Here is a 16,907-nt window from a genome sequence, read left to right as displayed (position 1 = left end):
ACTTAGAGCGGTCGAAAGTCGCTTGCCGGATGCTTGCATACCGGGCAGATGAAGTCAGGCGGCAGAACTTCACCCTCATAGATGTATCCGCAGATGGTACAGATCCAGCCCTTTTTCGCAGGAGCCGGCTGTGGCTTCGGTTTGATATGGGCAAAGTAGTAGGAATAGCTGACCGAAGGATCCGAACCGAGGATAGCTCCGTCGACGAGATCCGCAATGAAAAGCGTATGGCTTCCAACGTCGATGCTTTGGATCACTTTGCAGGACAGATAGGCGTTGGTTTGGTCTGTGAGATAGGCAATGCCGTTTTCCGACCGGGCGAAAGAAACGGGTGCCATCTTGTCCACATCTCTTCCCGACTGGAAACCAAAATTTTGAAAGGTAGCAAAGCTGGCCTTCTCTGTCAGAATGGAGACATTGAAAGCCTTGGTTTTCAGTATCATGTCATGGGTGTAATTGGCCTTGTTTACGGAGATTGCAATCCGGTCGGGATTACTTGCAACCTGCGTTACGGTGTTAATTACACATCCATTGTCCTTGTCCCCGTCACGCGCAGTCAGGATGAAGAGACCATAAGTAAGATTGTGGAGCACTTTATTATCCATAGACATACACCTCCTTTGGATGCTGGATCAAAATGATATATCCATTATAACCGAAAGAAGGGAGATTGTGCTATGATGTTTGTAGTTTCCTTTGATGTGAAACTCATGTAAACAAATGAACGGATAAAAGAATGGAGAGGAAAGATGCGCTCAATTCTAATCAAAGACACAACACGTGAAGAAAGAATACAAATTGTAAACCAGGCACTAAATGTTTGCGGTCAGGAATGCGGGTTCTGTAACGGCTGTGACAATATGGGCGGCGGCCTGGTGGATGCCTATTATCAGCCCTACATCGATGGAAAGAAGGAGATCCGGGAACTCAACGCAGAATACCGGCCAGGTCTGGTCAGATGAAAAAGATCCTGATCATTGCAACCGGCGGCACCATCGCCTGCGTACAGAGCGAAGTCGGCCTTCGCCCGGAACTGGACGGGGAAGAGCTTTTGAAATATATACCGGACTTGAAGAACCGCTATAGGCTTGACTGTCTCCAGCTTTGTAATATTGATTCCACCAACATGACGCCGGAAGTCTGGGGAAAGATCGTCTGTGCAGTGAAAGAGCATTATTTGGCTTACGATGGTTTTGTGATCTGTCATGGTACCGATACGCTGGCCTATACATCCGCAGCACTTTCTTATATGATTCGGAATTCAAACAAACCGATCGTCCTTACCGGTGCCCAGAAACCGATCAATCTCGACAGCACGGATGCCAGGACCAATCTGTCCGATTCCATTATTTATGCCGCGGATGACGGATCGACCGGAGTCTCTGTGGTCTTCGGCGGCAAAGTCATTGCCGGAACCAGAGCCAAGAAGACCAGAGCGCACAGCTTCAATGCCTTTTCCAGTGTGAATTTCCCGGCACTGGCAGTGATCCGGGACGGAAGGATCATACGCTATATTCCCTGTAAGAAATTTCAGGAGCCGGTTCAATTCACAGAGAAGGTTTGTGACAGTGTCGTTGTCCTGAAACTGATTCCCGGAATCAAGCCGGACATCCTGGAATACCTCTTCCTGCATTACGACTGCCTGGTCATCGAGAGCTTTGGCGTGGGCGGTATCCCGAAGAATCTGGTCGATGCCTTCTATCAGGAGATGGAAAAATGGATCTCCAAAGGGAAGATCGTCATTATGGCTACTCAGGTCGTCAATGAGGGCAGCGATATGGAAGTCTATGAAGTTGGCCAGAAGATCAAGAATGACTTCAATTTACTGGAAGCATATGATATGACTTTGGAGGCGACCATTACAAAGATGATGTATTTGATGGAAGTCTGCAAAGGCAATTATATCGAGATCTACGACGGATTCTATAAAGAGATCAACTACGATACGGTCTATAACTAAAGAGAATCAGACCTCTTTTTCAAAAGAATAACTGCAAGATTTGACTACTATTCTTCATGATTTGGAGAGCATTGGAAACTGAATGAAGCTACAATGGTTTCGTAAAGAGAAGAAGAAAAGTAGAAAAAATCAAAAAGAAAAGAGGATGATGATTATGACAACAATCACGATGAATCCGGTAATCAATACAAAGAAGAATGTACGTCCTGTAAAGAAAGAATCTTTCTTAAGAAAGATCTGGAATGCAGTAAAAGAATCCTATATCGAGTACGCAACCATGGTTTATGAGCCGAGGTACTACGCATACAGCAGACGGAAGATGGATCGCTAAGATCTAAGATCCGACTATCATCATAACGGGCAGGAATTCCTGCCCGTTATTTTTTTATTTTTTTAAAGATGAAGCTTTGGACCTTGCAGATTCATGGGAAACTTTTTCCCGTTAAAGCATTGAAAGTTTTTCGCACTTCTATGAAATCGACCGTAACAAAATGCCTGGAATAAGGTATAATGAAAAAATCGGGAATCATACAGTTGATACAATCATCCGACAAAGGATTTTCCCTTGTCGGCACTTAAGAATTTTTTGGATATCAGGGAAATCCCTTTGGATATATAAGTTATGGATACAGTCGTACGAATTTCGGTCTATCTGATTGTGGCTATGGTGTTTTTTGTCATAGGATCTTCCATTTTAGATCTGACCGCCGCCCGCAAGGAAGAGAATCGATTAAGTCAAAATAAGGCCAGGCCGCAGAGCAAAATTCTAAGATTTACGGAAAGACACAGGATACAGATCAAAGCCATAATCCTTGGCATTATCATTTTCCTGATCCTGTATGAAACGGTTCTTTTCCGGCCGGTGACCTGCAGGAAATATGTATTTACGCCTTTTTACAGTTATCGCCTGGCCGGGCATGGAAGTAGCTATTACCTGGTCGAAGGAATTTTGAACGTTCTCCTTTATGTGCCCTTTGGCTTTATGCTCCGCGCCAATTTCAAGAAGAAAAGGCTCTGTCAGATTGTTTTGATCGGCTGTCTCTTGTCTTTTTCCATCGAGACGATCCAGCTGATTTTCTGCATCGGCGTTTTTGAAACGGATGACATCATTAATAATACGCTGGGAACCTTATTGGGAGGAGTCTGTCACCTGATCGGAGAAAATATAAAGCGTCGCCTTATGAACCGAAATAGTTGAAATACGAGCCCGATCATAAAACCCGGGGCTCCAGAGGAAGTATGGGAAGAGGAGGAAAAAAATTATGTTTACCGGAACCTGGTGGTCACTGATGCCGCCCATTGTTGCAATTGTATTAGCCCTGCTGACGAAGGAGGTCTATATTTCCCTCTTCGCAGGATGTGCCCTGGGAGCCCTCCTGGCAGCGAATTTCCATCCCTGGGCAGCTTTCGATACGCTGTTTCATATCATGATCGACAGCGTGGATTTCTCGATTCTCATGTTTATGATCCTTCTCGGCATGATCGTCATGCTGATGCAGGAGTCGGGCGGGACCCGGGCTTACGGTGAATGGGCAGTGAAACATCTGAAATCCAAGCGTGCAGCACTGGTTGCAACATCGCTTCTTGGCGTTTTGATCTTCGTGGATGACTACTTCAACTGCCTGACTGTCGGCTCCGTCATGCGGCCGGTCACAGACAAATATCAAGTCAGCCGGGCGAAACTTGCCTATATCATCGATGCGACAGCAGCGCCGGTCTGCATTATTGCCCCGATTTCTTCCTGGGCAGCGGCGGTCAATTCCTATGTACCCAAGGGCAGTTCCATGTCCGGTTTCCAGATGTTCGTTTCGACCATTCCCTTTAACCTCTATGCAATCCTGACGATCTATATGGTCTTCTTTACTTCGATCGCAGGTTTTGATTTCGGCCTTATGAAGGTGCACGAGAGAAATGCAGCCCATGGCGATCTCTTTACTTCCGGCGGCGAAGCTTTCCGGAATCAGAAGGTAACGGATCCGACCGAGGGTGGAAAGTATGCCAAGGGTAAGGTTTCGGATCTGGTTCTTCCAATGGTCGTAATGATTGGAACTGCCATCGGTGCCATGATCTGGACCGGTCATCTGAACGGCGGAAAGAATCTGATCGAGGATTTCGCCAATTGCTCTTCTTCCGAATCCCTGGTTTTTGCCGGGCTTATTACAGTAGCTTTTCTTCTGATCTATTATCTGCCGCGTAGAGTGATCGGCTTTAAGGATTTCATGAATTCGGTACCGGAAGGCGGAAAACTGATGATGCCGGCCATTCTGATCCTGACTTTGGCCTGGACTCTGAAGGGAACGACAGATAAACTGGGACTGGGTGACTTTGTCCGGGATTCCATCAATCTCTCTTCCGGCTGGGCTCGCTTTATTCCGGTCATCATTTTCCTGATTGCGATTTTCATTGCCTTCTCATCCGGCACCTCCTGGGGAACCTTCGCCATTCTGGTTCCGATCGTTGTCAATATGTTCTCGAAGAGCGATGAAAAGATGATGATTCTTTCGGTTGCAGCTGTTCTGGCAGGCGCAGTCTGCGGAGATCATGTTTCTCCGATCTCGGATACGACGATCATGTCGAGTTCCGGCGCCCAGAGTAATCACATCAATCATGTCCAGACCCAGATGCAGTACGCCCTGGTTGTTGTTTTGGTTTGTATCGTTGGATATATCATCGGAGGCTTTACCGAGAACTGGCTCATTACTCTTTCATCTTCATTGATCCTGCTTACGATCGTTTTGCTTGTGATCCGTAAGCGGAGCCTGGCAGAGGAAGAAAACTCCTGATAGGAGAGGTAGGACATGACTTCATTGAAGTGGTTTCGCAAAGGTATGAAAAACGGGATCCCGATTGCAGCCGGCTATTTCGCTGTTTCTTTCGCACTCGGAATAGCCGCGAAGAATGTGGGAATGGATGCCATTCAGGCAGGATATATGTCCCTAAGCATGCTGGCTTCGGCCGGTGAATTTGCGGCTATCAGCCTGATCGGCTCGGCTGCCGGAATTCTGGAAGCGATTCTTACGACCATTGTTGTAAATATGCGTTACTTCTTGATGAGTGTCAGCCTGACCCAGAAACTTTCCGAAGAGGTCCGCCCCTTGCACCGCTTTCTCCTGCCGCTCTTTATCACAGATGAGATCTTCGGCCTGTCCGCAACGGTAGAGGGAGATCTGAAACCTGCCTATACCTACGGAATTGCTTTGCCCTCCGTAGCCGGTTGGACGGCCGGAACGGTTTTGGGTGTCATTGTCGGAAATATCTTACCGGCCTGGGCCGGCAATGCTCTGGGTGTTGCCATGTATGGAATGTTCCTTGCGATTGTGATTCCGCCTGCCAAAACCGACCACTTCATCGGACTTCTGGTGGCACTCTCAATGGCATTGAGTTTCCTTTGTTCGGTATTGCCCTATATTTCGAAAATCGGATCCGGTTTTCGAATCATTATCCTGACGCTTCTGCTTTCGGCACTGGCTGCCTGGATCAAGCCTCGGGAGGTGGAAGTATAATGCGTATTTATCTTATGATCACGGTGATCGCATTGACGATCTATGCCATCCGGCTTTCGCCTTTCCTTTTTATTCGAAAGCCGATCAAGAACCGTTTTATCCGGTCCTTCCTGTTTTATGTACCTTATGTTACTCTGTCTGTGATGACTTTTCCGGCCATTCTGACAGCGACCGGAAATATGATTTCCGGCCTGGCAGCTCTTCTTGCAGGGCTTTTCGTTGCCTGGATCTGGGGGGATCTCTTTGCCGTAGCCCTGTCCTGCTGTGGGGCAGTCTTCTTGACAGAGTGGATCATGAAATTGTTTTAAATTTTTTGTCAAACCAGTTGGGAAATATAGACCGGTTCGTTTCGTAAGTGATAGAAAGAGAGGTTTCTTATGGTAAAGCATATTATTTTGTGGCAGTTGAAGGATGAGTATTCCGAAGAAGAGAAGAAGGAGATCCGGAGGGGCATAAAGGATGGTCTGGAAGGCCTGGTCGGGAAAGTACCGGGGCTTCTCGAAGTGCATGTTGAGACTGAACCCCTGCCTTCGTCCAATGCAGATGTCTGCCTGAATTGTACTCTGGTGGATGAAAATGCACTGAAGACTTATGCCACACATCCCAGTCACCTGGAAGTTGCCAATGGGAAGGTCCGTCCCTATACCAAGAACCGTGTCTGCATGGATTTTGAAATTCCCTCTTACAAGGCATAAACAAATTCCGAAGGGATGTTTTGAACCTTTCTTGCATGTGACGTGGCGAGACAGCACGGTTTGATGCATGAGCGGTTCATTGTTAGAAAACGAGGCGCCTATGGAGAACGAGAAGAAACTTGTGGTCAAAGGAAAGACTTTTGGTGGCGAGAGGCCGATTCTTTGCGTAACGATCGCCGAACAGAGAGAAGAAGAGATCCTGCGCCAGGTGAAGCAGTTAGTCGGAGAGGGGATCTCCATGGTGGAGATCCGGGGCGATTTCTATGACGGCCTCTATGATGAAGATCGTCTGACCTACTTCTTTCGCCGGTTAAAGCCTCTGGTTCAGGATACCATCCTTTTATTTACGGTCCGTACCATTCCTCAGGGTGGGCGCACAGAACCATCGCTTTCTTATCTGCAGAAGATCTATGACATTGCGTCGATTTCCGGCGTCTGCGATTTCATTGATATTGAATTCAATGAACTGCCGGATCCCGGACAGGTGATCCGTCGGATCCATGAGAGCGGAGCTAAGGTGGTCGCTTCAGATCATGATTATATGCAGACATCGAAGGCAGCTGAGATGTTCGATCTCCTTGAGAAAATGGGCAGGGCCAAAGCAGATATGGTAGAACTGGCAGTGACTCCTGAGACACCGGATGATCTCCTGGAACTTCTGCGTGTCACCAATCAGTTTAAAAGAAGTCATCCGGATATCCCTGTCATCACCTATTCCATGGGAGAAGAAGGTATCCTGACCCGAGTCACAGGAGAGATTTTCGGATCGGCGGTTACTTTTGGCAGCGCCGGAAGAAGTGATCTGTCCGGACATGTGAATTATAAGAGTATGCAAAAAGTTCTGGATCAGGTGCATGATTCTTTGCATGGAAAACTGTGAGTTGACTTTCAAAATTCACTTTGTTATTATAGTCAAGTGAGTGATTTGAAAGAACCGGATCCACTCACATTCCATTTGATGCGGTTCTTATATGTAGACGTGGCTTAGCTGGATAGAGCGTCGGACTCCGACTCCGAAGACCGCGGGTTCGAATCCCGCCGCCTACATTCTTCTGGCATTCTTAGGAATGCCTTTTTTTGTAAACAAAAGTCCTTGGAGGGATTTCAATGAGTTTTAAAGAAAAAGCAGAGAATTTGATTTCGAAGGTGATCGATCCCAAGAAGGGTCGTTATTATTTGGCAGCACTGGTACTCCTTGCTATGGTCTTCATTTTGGTCAGATGTACGGACACGACGGCCCAGGAGGAAAACCCCATGGCCGGAGCTTATCAGGAATACAAGCAGGTGGAGAATAAGAAGGATTCTTCCAGCCAGGAGAAAGCTTTAACGAAACTGATCAATAATTATTTCAAGTGCTATGCAGAGGGAGATGTCGATTCCCTCTCCAAACTCGCAAAGCCAATCTCTGACAAAGAAAAGAGTTACATCAAGTTCTTCAGTCAGTATGTCGAGTCCTATCAGGATATCAATATATACAGTAAGCGTGGACTGGATGATAAGTCCTATCTTGTTTCTGCAACGATGTCGATCAAATTTAAGGACGTGAAGACGCCGGCACCCGGCATGGAATTCTTCTATGTCACAACGGATGACAACGGGGCGCTTTATATTGCAAACCAGTATTCCACCTTTAATACCAATAATCAGGAAGAGGAGATGGATTCGGATGTTACAGCTTTGATTGCGGCCTTCGAACAGCAGGACGATGTTTCAAGGCTTCAGTCTAAAGTCCAGCAGAAATTCAACGAAGCCCTCTTAAAGGACGAAAAACTGAACACTCTTTTAAACACAACGCTTCCGGATGCGACAACCACTTGGGCAACGGACTATGCGAAGAATGCCGGAACCCAGTCAGCAGATGCCAAGTCGGATGATAAGAAGTCGGAAGACGGTAAGTCCGATCAGGATTCGGATAAGAAGCAAACGGATGGGGAGAAATCGGATCAGAATAAGACGGACCAGAAGACGGATCAAGGTCAGACCGACCAACAGACGCAGGGCCAGACCGATCAGGGTCAGACCACAGAGCAGGCAGCTCAGCCTGCAGCTCCTGCACAGACCGGGCCGAATGTGATCACAGTGGATGGCCTGACAGAGGGGTCCACCATTACTTTGACGCAGACCGTTCGCGTTCGTTCGGATATGAACGATCAGGCCTCCATTGCCGGATTGGGCTATGTTTCTGAGCCTATGACCATTGGGAAGAGCTATGATAATGGCTGGACGCAGGTTACGACCTATTCGGGTGCCAGCGGTTATGTGAAAACAGAATTGCTTCACTGAACCATGTTAAAAAGCTGTGAATATCGGGAGTTCCCGTACGTTCACAGCTTTTTTTCCTAAGGATGCATGAATATTCGAAAATGTTTTCGCTGGAAGTGTTTCGTTTTGGAAACAAAAGATTTATGATGATTTCAAATGTTGCTGCAGGGCCTGCTTGAGAAAGCAGGAGATGACAAAGGAGAAAAAAATGGAAGAAGAAAAGAGAAGCGGTACCCGGCTGAATAAGTATTTGAGCGAGGCTGGCATTTGTTCCAGGAGAGAGGCTGATCAGGCCATCGAGGCCGGCGAGGTCATGATCGACGGCCGGAAGGCGGTGCTCGGTGACCGGGTGCAGGAGGGAGAGACGGTCATCTTCCGCGAGGAAGTTGTCTTACATAAGGAACCGGAGGTTCTTCTTCTCCTGAATAAGCCGCGCGGAATCGTCTGCACAGCCGAGAAGAAGGAAAAGAATAACATTGTCGATTATCTGAATTATCCGGTTCGGATCTATCCGGTCGGCCGCCTGGACAAGGATTCCCGTGGCCTCATCCTTCTCACCAACCAGGGGGATCTCGTGAACAAGTTAAACCGTGCCGGAAATTACCATGAGAAAGAATATGTGGTGAAAATCGACGGTGAAGTGACCGAAGATTTCTTAAATCGTATGCAGCGCGGTGTCTATCTCACCGAGCTTCGGGTCAAGACGCGCCCCTGCAAGTGCTGGAAAACCAGCTATGATACCTTCCATATCGTTCTGACACAGGGCCTGAACCGGCAGATCCGCCGTATGTGTGAGACTCTGGGCATGAAGGTCAAGGATCTCTGCCGCATCCGGATCATGAATTTGAAAATTGCGGATCTGGAGGAAGGTGCCTATCGGGAACTTACGGAGGAAGAGAAGAAGGACCTGATCGAGAGTTTGAAGAATTCCTATAGCGATCCCATATCCGGTCCGAGACCCAGGAAGTCTTTCTCTAAGAAATCCTTTGGAAACAGATCCTTTGGCAAAAAGCCTTATGGGGATCGTTCGGAAGGCAGATCCTACGGGGAGAGAAAGTCTTACGGGGATCGTTCGGAAGGCAGATCCTACGGGGAGAGAAAGCCTTACGGGGATCGTTCGGAAGGCAGATCCTACGGGGATAGAAAGCCTTACGGGGATCGTTCGGAAGGCAGATCCTACGGGGAGAGAAAGTCTTACGGGGATCGTTCGGAAGGCAGATCTTACGGGGAGAGAAAGCCTTACGGGGATCGCTCGGAAGGCAGATCCTATGGAGAGAGAAAGCCTTACGGGGATCGTTCGGAGGGCAGATCCTACGGTGAGAGAAAGTCTTACAGAGATCGAAACGGAAGTAGTGAACATAGGAGCTATGGCGACAGATCTTCCGGAGATCGTTCCTATGGGAATAGATCCTATGGAGAGAGAAGTTACGGCCGCCGATCCAATGGAGACCGTAATGAACAAGGTCAGAGACCTTCCTTTGGTGACCATAACGGAAGTGACCGTCGCAATTATCAGTCCGGAAGCTATTCTTCCCGCAGTCACCATGGGGACAGCTATAGTAAACACGAATAATAGACGATGTCGGGGAGACACGCTATGTCAGAGCAGAATATCAGAAAAGAAATTGAAGATCTGAGAAAGACCATAGAATATCATAATGACCGTTATTACAATCAGGATGCCCCGGAGATATCGGATTATGAATATGACATGATGATGAAACGCCTCCTGGATCTGGAGGCTTCCCATCCGGAATTTGCTTCACCGGATTCGCCGACTCAGCATGTGGGTGGAACGACCAAGAGAGAGGCCGGCGTTAAGGTCCGGCACAATGTGCCCATGCTTTCTCTGGATGATATTTTCAGTTTTGACGAAGTAAAAAGCTGGGTCAGATCCATGCAGGAAAAACTGGACCATCCGGAATTTGTCGTCGAGCAGAAGATCGACGGCCTTTCCATGACTCTTCGCTATGAAAATGGAAAGCTGGCTCTGGCGGAAACCCGCGGAGACGGTCTGAATTTCGGAGAGGATGTCACAGCAAATGCGCTGGTGATTGGGGATGTGAAAAAGTCCCTTTCAGATGCGCCGGAATATCTGGAGATCCGTGGAGAAGTCTATATGACCAGAGAAGCTTTCGCCCGGGTCAACGCCGAGCAGGAGGAGCAGGGACAGAAGACTTTTGCCAATCCGAGAAACTGTGCGGCAGGAACGCTACGCCAGCTGGATGCCTCGATCGTGAAGAAGAGGGGTCTGTCCATGTTCATCTTCAACCTCCAGGACATTAGAGGCAGGAAATTTGAACGACATACCGATTTCTATGAATATATCAGGGGACAGGGCGTTCGCGTCATTCCGGATTATCGGATCTGTCATACTGCAGAGGAGTGCTGGGAAGCCATTCAGAAGATCGGGGACAGCCGGGGCAGCCTGCCTTATGACATCGACGGCGCGGTCATCAAGCTGAATTCTTATGCCGACCGCCGGATCTTCGGCCACACGGACAAGGTTTCTTCCTGGGCCATTGCCTATAAGTATCCGCCGGAAGAGAAGGAGACCGTGATCCGGGACATCGAGCTTACCGTGGGCCGGACCGGCCGGATCAATCCGACAGCGGTTTTCGATCCTATTCCACTCTGCGGGACGACGGTCAGCCGGGCAACCTTACACAATCAGGATTTCATCAATAGCATGGGCATCGGGATCGGCGACCATGTCACGGTCTATAAATCCGGCGAGATCATTCCGAAGATCCGTACCGTTTTGCATGAAAAGAGGCCTGAGGGTGTCGAGACTTTCAGGATCCCGGATCACTGTCCGGTCTGCGGAGCGAAAACCATCCGTGAGCCGGGAACGGCCAATATCGTCTGCATCAATCCTTCCTGTCCGGCCCAGCTGGTCCGCCATATCATTTACTTTACCGGCCGCGATGCCATGGATATACACGGTTTCGGTGAGATGGCCGTGCAGAAACTTTGTGATGCCGGCTATCTGAAGAATCTGGCTGACATCTATACCTTGAAGGATCACAGGGATGCCATGATCCGATCCGGCCTTGTCGGCAAGGAAAAGAATACCGACAAGCTCCTTGCTGAGATCGAGGGATCCAAGCAGCGTGACGGCTATCAGCTTCTTTCAGGCCTCGGCATCCCCAATGTCGGAAAGACTGCTGCCCGGACGATTTTGGACTCCTTCGGCAGCATTACTCGTCTCATGGATGCTTCGACAGAGGAAATCCGGCAGGTTCCGGACATCGGAGAAGTCACAGCCGACTGCATCCGGACCTATTTCGATGAAGAGAGTAACCGGGAATTGATCAGGCGTTTTCAGGATTATGGTCTGAATTTAGACCGGAAAAAAGAAGTACCTTCCGGCAATGAACTTTCCGGCAAGACATTCGTGATCACGGGAACTCTTCCGACTTTGAAACGGACGGAAGCGGCGGATCTGATCCAGGCCCACGGTGGTAAGGTGACAGGGTCGGTTTCCAAGAAAACGGATTATCTCCTGGCCGGTGAAGCGGCAGGGTCCAAACTGGATAAGGCGAATAGCCTGGGGATCCCGGTGCTGTCGGAAGAGGATCTTAGGAGGATGCTGCAGTAAAAGGCTGCAGTAGAAATGCTGTAGTAGAAATGCCTGAGTAGTTTGCAATTTCGGACTACTAAAGGAATGACGCTTATCAAAGGATGCTGCAGTAAAATTGCCTGAGTATTTTGCAATAGTTAGATTGAGGTGACAGTAATGCCTATTTGTACCAGAGGGGATCTGCCGGCAAAGGCAATCCTGGAACAGGAGAATATTTTCGTTATGGATGAGGAACGGTCTACCCATCAGGATATCCGTCCTCTGAATATTGCGATCTTAAATCTCATGCCTTTAAAGGAAGATACGGAACTTCATCTCTTACGAATGCTGTCCAATACCCCCCTCCAGGTCAATGTGACTTTCCTGGCTATTAAGAGCCATATTTCAAAGAATACGACAAAGAGCCATCTGAACCAGTTCTATCAGACCATTTATGATGTCGAGGACCAGTACTTTGACGGTCTCATTATCACAGGTGCGCCGATTGAAAAGATGGAGTTTGAAGAAGTGGATTACTGGCCGGAGATGACCTATATCATGAAATGGTCGAAAAGCCATGTGACATCAACTCTTCATCTCTGCTGGGGAGCCCAGGCCGGTCTCTATTATCACTATGGCATCAGTAAGAGAGAGCTTCCCAAAAAATTGTTCGGTGTCTATGCGCATAAGGTCTTCCATCGGAGAGTCCCCTTGGTGCGCGGCTTTGATGATTATTTCATGGCACCGCATTCCCGTTATACGGAAAGCCCGGCATCGGAGATCTCGGCCAATCCGAATCTCATCACCCTGGCGGAATCCGTGGAAGCAGGAACTTTCCTTGTTATGAATGCCGATGGCAGTCAGATCTTTGTCATGGGACATCCCGAATATGACCGCATGACCCTGGATAAGGAATATAAGAGAGATCTGGACAAGGGAATCGAGATCTCCCTCCCGGTCAATTATTATCCGAATGACGACCCGGCCCAGAGACCCGTCATGCAGTGGAGAGGCCATGCAAATACGCTTTATACCAACTGGCTGAACTATTATGTCTATCAGGCCACGCCCTACATTTTCCTGGGAAGACCGGAAAACTGAGGGGAGGAAAAATCCGATCGTTTCGGCTTAAATCCGGGACGAATTATCGTAATACAGATAAAATTTCCAAAATCCGATAGTTTCGATTGAAATATGGGACAAATTATCGTAATACAAATGCATTGGTAAAAATCCGATAGTCAAAGACTTGATCGACTATCGGATTTTTGATTTTGTCTTGTATTACGATAAATCGCCTAGAATTCCCCGGGAATTGGAAAGGGAACTATCGGAAGTATGAAAAAGTGTTTCTATTACGATAATTGCTTCAAAATAGGGGATCGCAACTTTCGTACCGATCAAGAGTATTTCCTATTAAGATAAAATATCAGCATGAAAATCAAGTATTTGGTCGAACGTGTGACGGGGGTGTTTCGCGGTATTCCGTTGGAGTGAGAGACGTTATTTTTTTAAATACACGAAAGAAATAGGCGTAGTCTTGAAAGCCGCATCCAATGGCAATTTCCCGTAAATCCTTTTGCCCCTCACGGACTGCTTTGGCGGCAATCTGAATTCTGTATTCATTCAGGTAAGTACTGAAACCTTGCCCCATGTCTTTTTTAAATATTTGGCTGAGGTAACTGCTACTGATACCACAGAAATCTGCGGTACTGCTTAGAGTGATCGGCTCAGAATAGTGTGCATGAATGTAGACCAGGCATTTCTTTGTATATGAAGAAATTTCATTCGAAGGAGAATACATTACATGATTCACTTTGATAAATAAATGAGTAAACCAAAGCTGTGCTTCATCAAGTGAAGAAAAGGCAGCTAGTTGTTCGGTGGGTGTAATATCTTGTTCTAGCAGATCTGAAAGGGAAAGCTGGTATTGCTTGCAGATTTCATTGCAAACATTCAATAAGTCCAGCAATATGCTAGAGGCAGATCGATAAGTGTGACAACTTTTTCGGATAACATGAAATAATACTCCGACTGCTCTGGTGCATTGCGCTTCATCGGCAAATGAATTTGTGACCTCTTGTCGCAGAGTTTCTATCGCAAGTTGTACATTATTATCTGAAACATTTTTTGGTAAGGTGAGCTCTGTTTCATCGGCATAAAGGATTGTGCCGGCTTCGGAAAAACAGGAATTTTTCATGATATGGTATAGGCTGTTATACTGGTCTGGGATGTCTGTGATTTTAGGACAGATCTTACCAATAAGGAAACTTGCTGTGATATTCAAATATGTATGAAGATTGGATGACAATTGATGAATGATTGCATCAATATGCTGACGAATCTCTTGTTTGCTATTTACATCTGAAAAGGATAATAACAAACCAAAATAACTGTCCTCAAGATGAGTAAGTAGACCACTTTCATAATGTGAAAGAATTTCATTTGCAATGTTACAAATAGAAAAGTGAACGATTCGCCTGCGTTCTAGACCAGGGTCACGTATAACGGAAAGGTAATTATCGATGCGTACCATTACCATACAAACATTGTGCAAACTGAGACGGATACCAAAAGCATTGATTTGGTAAGAAATATCGTGTTCATTGTTCAAGAGCCGTGTTATCAGATCCAGGACAAATTTTTCTTGAAATGTGATAAGTTCATCGGATCTATAAGAGGATCTTGTATTGTGTGTAGCAGGCTTATATCTACTTAATGTCTGTTTTAGCAGTTCTGGTGAAAGGGAATGTTTTAGAATATAATCATCGCCTCCATTGATTAAAGTATCATGAACGAGATGGTAGTCATCGTAATTACTCAGAGCAATAAAATGTGTGCCGGGCAACATTTTTTTTGCCTCTTTGCAGAATTCGACTCCATCCATTCCAGGCATTACCATGTCGGACAGAATGATGTCAGGATTATCTTTCGGTAGTTTTTTTAAGGCTTCTTCACCACAGTCAGCCTCACCACAGACCGAAAATAGATCTAGGTATTTTGCAAGCATTAATTTAATATTAGTGCGGACAAGCACTTCATCATCAACTAGAAAAATTGTCAGCATGTGATTTACCCCTGATAACTGGAAGATGTAGAGTGATCAATGTATATTTTCCGGGTTCGCTTTCTACATGGAGCGAGTAGTTTTCTCCATAATTCAGTAAGATACGTTCTCGTATATTTGCCAGTCCAATATGGCCTGCACTTGTATGCATATTATGGTTGAGGATCCGTTCAATTTGTTTTAGTGGGATTCCTATGCCATTATCTTTGACACGAACAATCAGATCACTGTTTTCAATTGTATAGGCAATGTCTATATGACCATCTGTTTCGCGATTACAAAGTCCATGTTTGATTGCGTTTTCGACAAGTGGCTGTACCAGAAGTTTTGGTATGAAACAGCCTTCTGCTTCTGGATCGATTCGGATGTCATAAGTAAACAAATTTATCTGACGATAGGTTTGCATATCAAGATACATTCGGACAAAATCAGCATCTTCTTTGATGGATATTTCTGACCTGCCATCCATATTTAGATGCATCATTGAGGAAAGGATCTCTGCAACATGTTCGATGTTTTCAATACCTTGTAGAGAAGCCAGAAAGCGAATGGTATTCAAACTATTATATAAGAAATGCGGGTTCATTTGAAATTGAAGGGCAGAAATCTCGGCCTTCCTTTTTTCCAATTCTTTGACTTTTACATTTTGAAGTAATGAGTTGATTCTGCACATCATAAATTGAAACTGTCTGGAAAGTTCACCCACCTCATCATTTGAATGAATATCCGTTTGAAGATTCAGTTGTTCATTTCCTACATTTTTAACAGCGGTTGTAAGCTTAACGATATTGCGTGTCATTGCGGTTGTATTGAGCCAGATAATGGCAAGGAAGATCATTAAAAGGATCAAAGTCAGAATCAGAAGTTTACTGGATACCGATGAAAAATCCCTCATGATCATTGCTTCTGGCATAATGCTGACTGCTACCCATCTCGTTAAGGGAGATCTTGTGTATGCAATGAGATACTTTGAACCATCAAACGATGAGATAAAATTACCATATGATCGAGTTAGATGTTGTCTTGACATTGAAAGTAGTTCTTTTTTTGAAATCGCTGGAAGGTTTCTATTTTGATTTTGATAGATGACATGTTGTCCCTTGGAGTCGAGAATAAACAAGGAACTGTCTGTTTTCAGATTGCCAAAATAATCGTCAAAGATTTGGCTATCGATATCAGATATCACATACCCACTCAATGTATGTTGCTCTGTGAATACAGGTTTCATGATTGAAAATACATAATCGTTCGAGTTCGCATACCATTTCGTCCAATAGTGAGGCTCTATAAAGGCGGTATCTGTTTGGCCTGTTGGAAGTAGCTCCAGATATCCTTTATCCTTGATTAATTCATCACCAGTTACATTTCCATATGAAAAACTCTCACCATTAAAACTGCTGATTCTAAGGCCGTTCAGATAATTTTGGAAGCTACAAAGACTGATGAGATAGTCATTTGCAGAACGTCTGTATTCCACTATTTGTGCCGGCGTCATCGTATCTGAATGGCTCATTGTACTTAGTATATTCGCATTTAAGGAGCTGTCAGCATGAGAGGTGAGAAGAGACATAATGTTTACGATGTCTTTCAATTTTTTATCCATAGATGCTTCTGCAATATTTATTGTTGATTGTATATTTTGAGTCGCCGTTCGCTCTGCCTGGGCTTCCAAATTTTGGTGCCAGATTGCAGACGTAGTTATGATAAATGCCAGGAATATGATGGATGTTGCTGCAGTCAGTTTTGTTCGAATGGAATGAATATTGTTCAAATTTCTCCCCCTTTCTTTGTGCTGCATTAATTATAAAATACCACAGAAAATAAGAGAATACTCTCTGTGAAATAATGAAAAAATACA

Annotated in this window: 16 protein-coding genes and 1 tRNA gene; 14 read left to right on the top strand and 3 right to left on the bottom strand. The window is 46.0% G+C overall.

The window, feature by feature from the left end; genetic code table 11:
- Positions 1–2: 2 nt before the first annotated feature.
- Positions 3–605, bottom strand: coding sequence for a flavin reductase (locus ACKX2L_RS08650; RefSeq protein WP_497551277.1), 603 nt, complete (start codon positions 603–605; stop codon positions 3–5).
- 144 nt (positions 606–749) lie between these two features.
- Here ACKX2L_RS08650 and ACKX2L_RS08645 point away from each other — a divergent pair, with 144 nt between their 5' ends.
- From ACKX2L_RS08645 to metA, 14 genes are all read left to right on the top strand, one after another.
- The gene (locus tag ACKX2L_RS08645) at positions 750–962 is read left to right on the top strand and encodes a hypothetical protein (protein WP_497551278.1); all 213 of its coding nucleotides are present in this window, start codon (positions 750–752) and stop codon (positions 960–962) included.
- Positions 959–1,960, top strand: coding sequence for an asparaginase (locus ACKX2L_RS08640; protein WP_497551279.1), 1,002 nt, complete (start codon positions 959–961; stop codon positions 1,958–1,960). The genes ACKX2L_RS08645 and ACKX2L_RS08640 overlap by 4 nt, the downstream gene beginning before the upstream one ends.
- Before the next feature lie 154 nt (positions 1,961–2,114).
- Positions 2,115–2,291, top strand: a complete 177-nt coding sequence (locus ACKX2L_RS08635) for a hypothetical protein (RefSeq protein ID WP_497551280.1) — start codon at positions 2,115–2,117, stop codon at positions 2,289–2,291.
- A 291-nt stretch (positions 2,292–2,582) separates the two neighbouring features.
- The gene (locus ACKX2L_RS08630) at positions 2,583–3,158 is read left to right on the top strand and encodes a VanZ family protein (protein WP_497551281.1); all 576 of its coding nucleotides are present in this window, start codon (positions 2,583–2,585) and stop codon (positions 3,156–3,158) included.
- Positions 3,159–3,222: 64 nt separating this feature from the next.
- Positions 3,223–4,743 (top strand): Na+/H+ antiporter NhaC family protein, encoded by a 1,521-nt coding sequence (locus tag ACKX2L_RS08625; RefSeq protein ID WP_497551282.1) that lies wholly within the window; start codon positions 3,223–3,225, stop codon positions 4,741–4,743.
- A gap of 15 nt (positions 4,744–4,758) precedes the next feature.
- A complete protein-coding gene (locus tag ACKX2L_RS08620) occupies positions 4,759–5,463 on the top strand; it encodes an AzlC family ABC transporter permease (protein WP_497551283.1) in 705 nt (234 codons plus the stop codon).
- Positions 5,463–5,771, top strand: a complete 309-nt coding sequence (locus tag ACKX2L_RS08615) for an AzlD domain-containing protein (RefSeq protein WP_497551284.1) — start codon at positions 5,463–5,465, stop codon at positions 5,769–5,771. Before ACKX2L_RS08620 ends, ACKX2L_RS08615 begins: the two co-directional genes overlap by 1 nt.
- Before the next feature lie 69 nt (positions 5,772–5,840).
- Positions 5,841–6,158, top strand: coding sequence for a Dabb family protein (locus ACKX2L_RS08610; RefSeq protein ID WP_497551285.1), 318 nt, complete (start codon positions 5,841–5,843; stop codon positions 6,156–6,158).
- 100 nt (positions 6,159–6,258) lie between these two features.
- Positions 6,259–7,038 carry a type I 3-dehydroquinate dehydratase gene (gene aroD / locus ACKX2L_RS08605; RefSeq protein ID WP_497551286.1) on the top strand — a complete coding sequence of 260 codons (780 nt, stop codon included), beginning with the start codon at positions 6,259–6,261 and terminating at the stop codon, positions 7,036–7,038.
- A 93-nt stretch (positions 7,039–7,131) separates the two neighbouring features.
- Positions 7,132–7,205: transfer RNA gene (locus ACKX2L_RS08600), tRNA-Arg, on the top strand.
- Between the two features lie 60 nt (positions 7,206–7,265).
- Positions 7,266–8,441 carry an SH3 domain-containing protein gene (locus ACKX2L_RS08595; protein ID WP_497551287.1) on the top strand — a complete coding sequence of 392 codons (1,176 nt, stop codon included), beginning with the start codon at positions 7,266–7,268 and terminating at the stop codon, positions 8,439–8,441.
- A 187-nt stretch (positions 8,442–8,628) separates the two neighbouring features.
- Positions 8,629–9,993 (top strand): pseudouridine synthase, encoded by a 1,365-nt coding sequence (locus tag ACKX2L_RS08590; RefSeq protein WP_497551288.1) that lies wholly within the window; start codon positions 8,629–8,631, stop codon positions 9,991–9,993.
- A 24-nt stretch (positions 9,994–10,017) separates the two neighbouring features.
- Positions 10,018–12,021 (top strand): NAD-dependent DNA ligase LigA, encoded by a 2,004-nt coding sequence (ligA, locus tag ACKX2L_RS08585; protein WP_497551289.1) that lies wholly within the window; start codon positions 10,018–10,020, stop codon positions 12,019–12,021.
- Between the two features lie 138 nt (positions 12,022–12,159).
- Positions 12,160–13,083: a homoserine O-acetyltransferase MetA gene (metA, locus tag ACKX2L_RS08580; protein WP_497551290.1), complete on the top strand. Its 924-nt coding sequence runs from the start codon at positions 12,160–12,162 to the stop codon at positions 13,081–13,083.
- Between the two features lie 340 nt (positions 13,084–13,423).
- On the opposite strand, the gene ACKX2L_RS08575 is transcribed toward metA, so the two are convergent.
- The gene (locus ACKX2L_RS08575; RefSeq protein ID WP_497553091.1) at positions 13,424–15,049 is read right to left on the bottom strand and encodes a response regulator; all 1,626 of its coding nucleotides are present in this window, start codon (positions 15,047–15,049) and stop codon (positions 13,424–13,426) included.
- Positions 15,027–16,820 (bottom strand): cache domain-containing sensor histidine kinase, encoded by a 1,794-nt coding sequence (locus ACKX2L_RS08570; RefSeq protein WP_497553090.1) that lies wholly within the window; start codon positions 16,818–16,820, stop codon positions 15,027–15,029. Before ACKX2L_RS08570 ends, ACKX2L_RS08575 begins: the two co-directional genes overlap by 23 nt.
- Positions 16,821–16,907 lie beyond the last annotated feature (87 nt).

The sequence above is a fragment of the Porcibacter vitabionis genome, assembly GCF_046263795.1.
GTDB lineage: Bacteria > Bacillota > Clostridia > Lachnospirales > Lachnospiraceae > Lachnocurva.
The sequence above is the reverse complement of the archived record's forward strand: the minus strand, read 5'-3'. Positions and strand labels throughout refer to the sequence as shown.

Coding starts and splice junctions, on each gene's coding strand:
- metA (WP_497551290.1), top strand. CDS start 12,160: ATGCCTATTTGTACCAGAGGGGATCTGCCGGCAAAGGCAATCCTGGAA.
- ACKX2L_RS08595 (WP_497551287.1), top strand. CDS start 7,266: ATGAGTTTTAAAGAAAAAGCAGAGAATTTGATTTCGAAGGTGATCGAT.
- aroD (WP_497551286.1), top strand. CDS start 6,259: ATGGAGAACGAGAAGAAACTTGTGGTCAAAGGAAAGACTTTTGGTGGC.
- ACKX2L_RS08575 (WP_497553091.1), bottom strand. CDS start 15,049: ATGCTGACAATTTTTCTAGTTGATGATGAAGTGCTTGTCCGCACTAAT.
- ACKX2L_RS08590 (WP_497551288.1), top strand. CDS start 8,629: ATGGAAGAAGAAAAGAGAAGCGGTACCCGGCTGAATAAGTATTTGAGC.
- ACKX2L_RS08625 (WP_497551282.1), top strand. CDS start 3,223: ATGTTTACCGGAACCTGGTGGTCACTGATGCCGCCCATTGTTGCAATT.
- ligA (WP_497551289.1), top strand. CDS start 10,018: ATGTCAGAGCAGAATATCAGAAAAGAAATTGAAGATCTGAGAAAGACC.
- ACKX2L_RS08650 (WP_497551277.1), bottom strand. CDS start 605: ATGGATAATAAAGTGCTCCACAATCTTACTTATGGTCTCTTCATCCTG.
- ACKX2L_RS08620 (WP_497551283.1), top strand. CDS start 4,759: ATGACTTCATTGAAGTGGTTTCGCAAAGGTATGAAAAACGGGATCCCG.
- ACKX2L_RS08645 (WP_497551278.1), top strand. CDS start 750: ATGCGCTCAATTCTAATCAAAGACACAACACGTGAAGAAAGAATACAA.
- ACKX2L_RS08630 (WP_497551281.1), top strand. CDS start 2,583: ATGGATACAGTCGTACGAATTTCGGTCTATCTGATTGTGGCTATGGTG.
- ACKX2L_RS08610 (WP_497551285.1), top strand. CDS start 5,841: ATGGTAAAGCATATTATTTTGTGGCAGTTGAAGGATGAGTATTCCGAA.
- ACKX2L_RS08635 (WP_497551280.1), top strand. CDS start 2,115: ATGACAACAATCACGATGAATCCGGTAATCAATACAAAGAAGAATGTA.
- ACKX2L_RS08615 (WP_497551284.1), top strand. CDS start 5,463: ATGCGTATTTATCTTATGATCACGGTGATCGCATTGACGATCTATGCC.
- ACKX2L_RS08640 (WP_497551279.1), top strand. CDS start 959: ATGAAAAAGATCCTGATCATTGCAACCGGCGGCACCATCGCCTGCGTA.